General features: G+C 30.4%; 5 protein-coding genes. 3 read left to right on the top strand and 2 right to left on the bottom strand.

Going from position 1 to position 5,375, the window contains the following annotated elements:
* On the bottom strand, positions 1-549 hold a 549-nt coding region (def, locus tag RWQ73_RS07510), incomplete at its 3' end, for a peptide deformylase (RefSeq protein WP_314407742.1).
* Between the two features lie 243 nt (positions 550-792).
* Here def and RWQ73_RS07505 point away from each other — a divergent pair.
* Both RWQ73_RS07505 and RWQ73_RS07500 read left to right on the top strand, forming a co-directional pair.
* Positions 793-2,484, top strand: coding sequence for a M3 family oligoendopeptidase (locus RWQ73_RS07505; protein WP_314407741.1), 1,692 nt, complete (start codon positions 793-795; stop codon positions 2,482-2,484).
* Between the two features lie 73 nt (positions 2,485-2,557).
* On the top strand, positions 2,558-3,292 hold the full coding sequence (locus RWQ73_RS07500) for an HAD-IB family hydrolase (protein WP_314407740.1): 735 nt from the start codon (positions 2,558-2,560) through the stop codon (positions 3,290-3,292).
* Positions 3,293-3,358: 66 nt separating this feature from the next.
* Here the strand turns inward: RWQ73_RS07500 and RWQ73_RS07495 are convergent, their stop codons facing one another.
* Complete coding sequence (locus RWQ73_RS07495; protein ID WP_314407739.1) at positions 3,359-4,294, bottom strand: hypothetical protein; 936 nt, start codon at positions 4,292-4,294, stop codon at positions 3,359-3,361.
* 224 nt (positions 4,295-4,518) lie between these two features.
* Between RWQ73_RS07495 and efeO the strand changes: the two genes are divergently transcribed.
* The coding region (gene efeO / locus RWQ73_RS07490) for an iron uptake system protein EfeO (RefSeq protein WP_314407738.1) at positions 4,519-5,375 on the top strand (857 nt) is incomplete at its 3' end.

Raw genomic sequence — 5,375 nt, 5'->3', positions numbered from 1 at the left:
TTTTTCGTATTCAGCTGGTACATCAAATGGATTTTCTTTATTAATATGATCGTAGAACATAACTCCATTTAAGTGATCAATCTCATGTTGGAAACAAATTGCCGGTAAATCTGTTAAAGTTAAAGTAACTTTTTCATCATTTTCATTATAACCTACTACTTTAATTTTTGAATAACGAGGAACATATCCTTTTATTTCTTTATCTACAGATAGACATCCCTCTCCACCTGCCAAGTAACATTTTGCAGCTGAGTTTGAGATAATTTTCGGATTATATAGTGCATAAGACACTGTATCTTCTGGAAACTCTTCATCTGGAATGTGCACAGCAATCATTCTTTTTGAAACGTTTATTTGTGGTGCAGCTAACCCTATTCCTGGTTTTAATCCTAATTTTGCCGCCTTTTCATCATCCTGTGAAGCAATAACATATTCTAATAATCCACGTAAAATTTCTTTGTCTTCTTCTGAGATTGGACTTTTTACTTCTTCTGCACGTGCTCTAAGTGTCACATGTGGATCTATAATAATATCTTTAGTTGTAATCAATTCTTTTCTCCTTTATTTCTAATAAATTTTTTGCATCTAAATATATACTTAATTATTTCATAAATATCACAGAATGTCAAAGGTCTAAGTTTCCTATCCGACAATTTTTTTGTAGTATTATTTTACACGAAATATCACTGTAATTTTCTATTTTTGTTTTTAAATTTTCTGAAATTTATTTTTGTGTTTTTATTAATTTCATGTTATGATAGTATTTAGAATAAAAATTTCTAGGAGGTTAATATGACTTTTGAAAATTACCAATATACAAGACCAAATACAAATCAAATAAAAGAGCAATTAGAAACATTAAGAGAAAAATTAACTTCAGCAAGTAACGTTAAAGAAACTTTATCAGTTTTCAATGAATATAATAAACTTCGTAATGATGTAAGTACAATGGCACAACTAGCAGAAATTCGTGTAACAATTGATACTACAGATCAATTTTATGAAGCTGAACAAGAATTCTGGGATGAATTCGGTCCTGAATTAGATTCTCTTTACAGCAAATTTGATGAAGCAATGTTCAATTCAAAATTTAAAGAAGATCTAAAAAAAGAAATTGGAGAACATTACTTCAATCTGATAGAAACTTCTCTAAAAGTATTTAGTGATGAAATCATCGATGATTTAAAAGAAGAAAACAAGCTTTCTTCAGAATACACTAAATTGACTTCAAGTGCTAAAATACCATTTGATGGAGGAGAACACAACTTAAGCGGTATGGCTAAGTATACTCAAGACGCTAATCGTGAAACTCGTTATTTAGCAAGTAAAGCCGTAGCTAAATTCTTCAAAGAAAACTTAGAACAATACGATAGTATCTATGATCGTATGATTAAAGTACGTACACGTATTGCAAAAAAACTTGGTTTTAAAAACTTCGTAGAAGTTGCTTACCTACGTTTGCGTAGAACTGATTATAATGCAAAAGACGTAGCAAACTACAGAAAACAAATTTTTGAAGAAATCGTACCTGTAGTTGAAGAGCTTAAAAAAGCACAAGCTAATCGTCTAGGGCTTGAAAAACTTTCATTCCACGATGAAGGTGTAACATTCAAATCAGGTAACCCTACTCCAAAAGGAGATCGTCCAACACTTGTTGACTATGCTAAAACAATGTATAGAGAATTATCACCAGAAACTAATGAATTCTTTACATTTATGACTGAAAATAATTTACTAGATTTAGATACAAAACCAGGAAAAGCTGGTGGTGGTTACTGTACATTTATTCCAAACTACAAAGCACCATTTATTTTCGCTAACTTCAATCAGACACCTCATGATGTTACTGTGTTAACTCACGAAGCTGGACATGCTTTCCAAGTCTTTGAAAGTAGACATCACATGCCAGATTATGTTTGGCCAACATACGAAGCTTGCGAAATTCACTCAATGAGCATGGAATTCTTAACATGGCCTTGGATGAACCTATTCTTTAAAGAAGAAACTGAAAAATTCAAATACTATCACATGGCAACAGCAATTAAATTCTTACCATACGGTGTTACTGTAGATGAATTCCAACACGAAGTATATGAGAATCCAGAACTAACTCCAAAAGAGCGTAGAATGAAATGGTTAGAAATCGAGAGAAAATACTTACCATCTCGTTATTACGAAGATATTCCTGAACTTGATGAAGGATTATTCTTCTACAGACAAGGTCATTTATTCGGTTCACCATTCTACTACATTGACTATACTTTAGCTCAAGTTTGTGCGTTCCAATTCTGGAAAAAAGCCAATGAAAATAGAGAAAAAGCATGGAAAGAATACCTACATTTATGTAGATTAGGAGGAACTAAACCCTTCTTAGAATTAGTAAAAGAAGCTAACTTAGAAAATCCATTCAAAGATGGAACTATTTCTAATATTGTACCAGAACTAAAAAAATATATCGATTCTGTTGATACAACTAAATTCTAAAACTTTAAAGGCGAGTTATTCTCGCCTTTAGTTATAAATAATTATAATTATTTTAAAATCAGGAGGATAAAATATGAAAGATAAAAAGATAGCTGCGTTTTTTGATATTGATGGAACTCTCTATAGGGATTCTTTAATGACAGAGCATTTTAAAAAATTAATAAAATACGAAGTTGTAGATGAAAAATATTGGTTAAACGGAGTTAAAGATAGCTATATCAACTGGGATAAAAGATTTGAAGACTACGATAACTACCTATTTGGCGTTTCTGAAGCCTATGTTAATGCAATAACAGGACTTCATAAAAAATATATTGATTTTGCAACTGAACAAGTAATGAAACTAAAAGCAGATCGTGTATATAAATTTACAAGAAATATCATAGAACAACATAAAAAAAATGGTCACTTAATTATTTTCATATCAGGAAGTCCCGATTATTTAGTTGAAGCAATGGGAAAAAAACATCATGCATTTCTAGCTATTGGTAGTAAATACATTATGAAAGACGAAAAATTTACAGGGGAAGTAATTCCTATGTGGGATGCAGATAGTAAAAATAAAATGATTGATAAATTAGTAGAAGAATATAATATCGACCTCAATGAATCATACGCCTATGGTGACACAAATGGGGACTATAACATGTTAAGACGTGTAGGAAATCCTGTTGCCATGAATCCAAGCCGTGAATTACTAAGTAAAATTAAAGAAAACAAAGAACTATTAGAAAAAGCTACTATTCTTATTGAACGTAAAGACGTTATTTATAAAACACGAGCAGATATAGATATAGTAGAAATATAAAAGAAGAATCAAGGTTAGACGGTTTTGTCTAACCTTAATTCTCCTTTTATTAGAGATATTTAATTTCTACGTTCTATATAAGAATTCAGAACCTTCTTCACTATTAAGATTCACTCCAGAAACCAATCTGTTTCCAACTTTTTTATAAAGCTGAGCTTGAGTAGTAAAAGTAAGCTTACTTCCATCTTCTTTAATAATTTTAAAGCTCTTACCATTTGTAGACCATTCTATTGATTCTCCGTCATACTTTTTAAGAAGATATCCTTTATATCTATTAACAAGCTCAGAACTCATTTTCCTTGCTCCTTCTTCATCCATTGCACCACCTATACCTTTTGCGTCTGCTGGTAATGAATTGCTATCATTTAATAAAGCAGGATTAGGTCCACCTAAATCAACATCTGATCTTTTCTTTTTGCGTTCTTGTTCTCTTTTTTCAGCAAGTTCTTTTTCTTTTTTCGCTACTTCTTCAGCCTTCTCTAAAATCTTACTTCCCGCATCATTTAGTAATTGTTTCAAACTACTATTATTAAATTTATATTTTTCTAATACTTGAGAAAGATTCTTATTGAAATTAGAATCAGTTTTAAGATTATTTATTTCATCTTCTGCTCTTTTATAATTATCAATATCAGAGCTTAACCAATTAATTGCCGGTGAAAAATTAGAGTTAGTATCCAGTTTTTTAGCTTTTTCTATACTTTCCTTAGCATCATTTATTTTTTTATCTTCAAGACTAATAGCTGTATTTCTGATTTCCTTTGCAACTTTTATATCTGTTTTAATAGTTGGAATTACTTTTTGTGCAACATCTGTTGTTAATGTATCTAAACCTTTAGATCCACTTTCAAAATCGTGATTAATATTAATCATATCAACGTATTTTTGATATTCCTCTTTTACTTTGTTATCCTTTCCACCACCAAACATAAAATAATAAGCCGTGGCGCAAATTAGTACAGCAACGATAATACTCGAAAATATAGCAATACCCTTTCTCATATTTTTCCTCCTACTTTATCATTTTTATTTAAACATTTATACCTATAGTATACACCAAGTTCTTGATTATTTCACTAGAAAATCTACTTAATAAATCATTAATTTTTTTAATAATTGACTAAAACTTTTCTTTTTTAAAAAATTTGTTTCTTATCACTTTACTTTCTAACTGATAATGATTATAATTTATAGTAGATAAAAATTGAAAGAGAGTATAACTAATAATGAAGAAAAATAAATTATTTTTAGCATTAATGGCTGGAACTATCGTAATTAGCGGATGTTCTGCTAAAACTGATAAAAAAGAAGAGACAAAATCTTCTCAAGTAGACACTTCTAAAGGAACAAAAGAACAACTTAAACAGGCAACTGAACTGTACAAAAAATTTGTTGAAAATCAGGTAGACACACTACTTAAAGACACTGAAAAATTTGCTGAAACTATTAAAGCCGGGAATCTTGAAGAAGCTAAAAAACAATACCCAGTTATTCGTATGGCATATGAACGTTCAGAGCCAATTGCTGAAAGTTTTGGAGAACTAGACGTAAACATCGACTTCCGTCTTGCTGATTACTTAGAAGAAAATAAAACAGAAGAAGGATGGCGAGGATTCCACAGAATAGAAAAGATTATGTGGGAAAATAATACTACTAAAGGTACTGAAGAATACGCAGACCAACTAGTGAAAGATATTAAAGAATTAAAAGCTAAAGTTGCTACTGTTGAAGTTACTCCAGACCTTATGATCACTGGAGCTGTAGACCTTCTTAACGAAGTTGCAACACAAAAAATCACAGGTGAAGAGGAAATCTACTCTCACACTGACCTTTACGACTTTAAAGCTAATATCGAGGGTGCTGAAGAAATCTTCAAAATCTTTAAACCTTTAATCGAGAAAAAAGATAGCAAATTAGCTAGTGATTTAGTTGAAAAATTTGCTACAATTAATAAACTATTAGATAAATATAAAACTGATGACAAACATTATAAACTATATACTGACTTAACTAAAGAAAATACTAAAGAACTTTCTGAAGCAGTAACAAAATTAGGTGAACCACTTTCACAAATGGGTGTAAT

Origin of the sequence: uncultured Gemella sp. (assembly GCF_963525875.1) — a bacterium.
Classification (GTDB): domain Bacteria; phylum Bacillota; class Bacilli; order Staphylococcales; family Gemellaceae; genus Gemella.
This window is presented reverse-complemented; position numbering and strand designations above follow the sequence as displayed.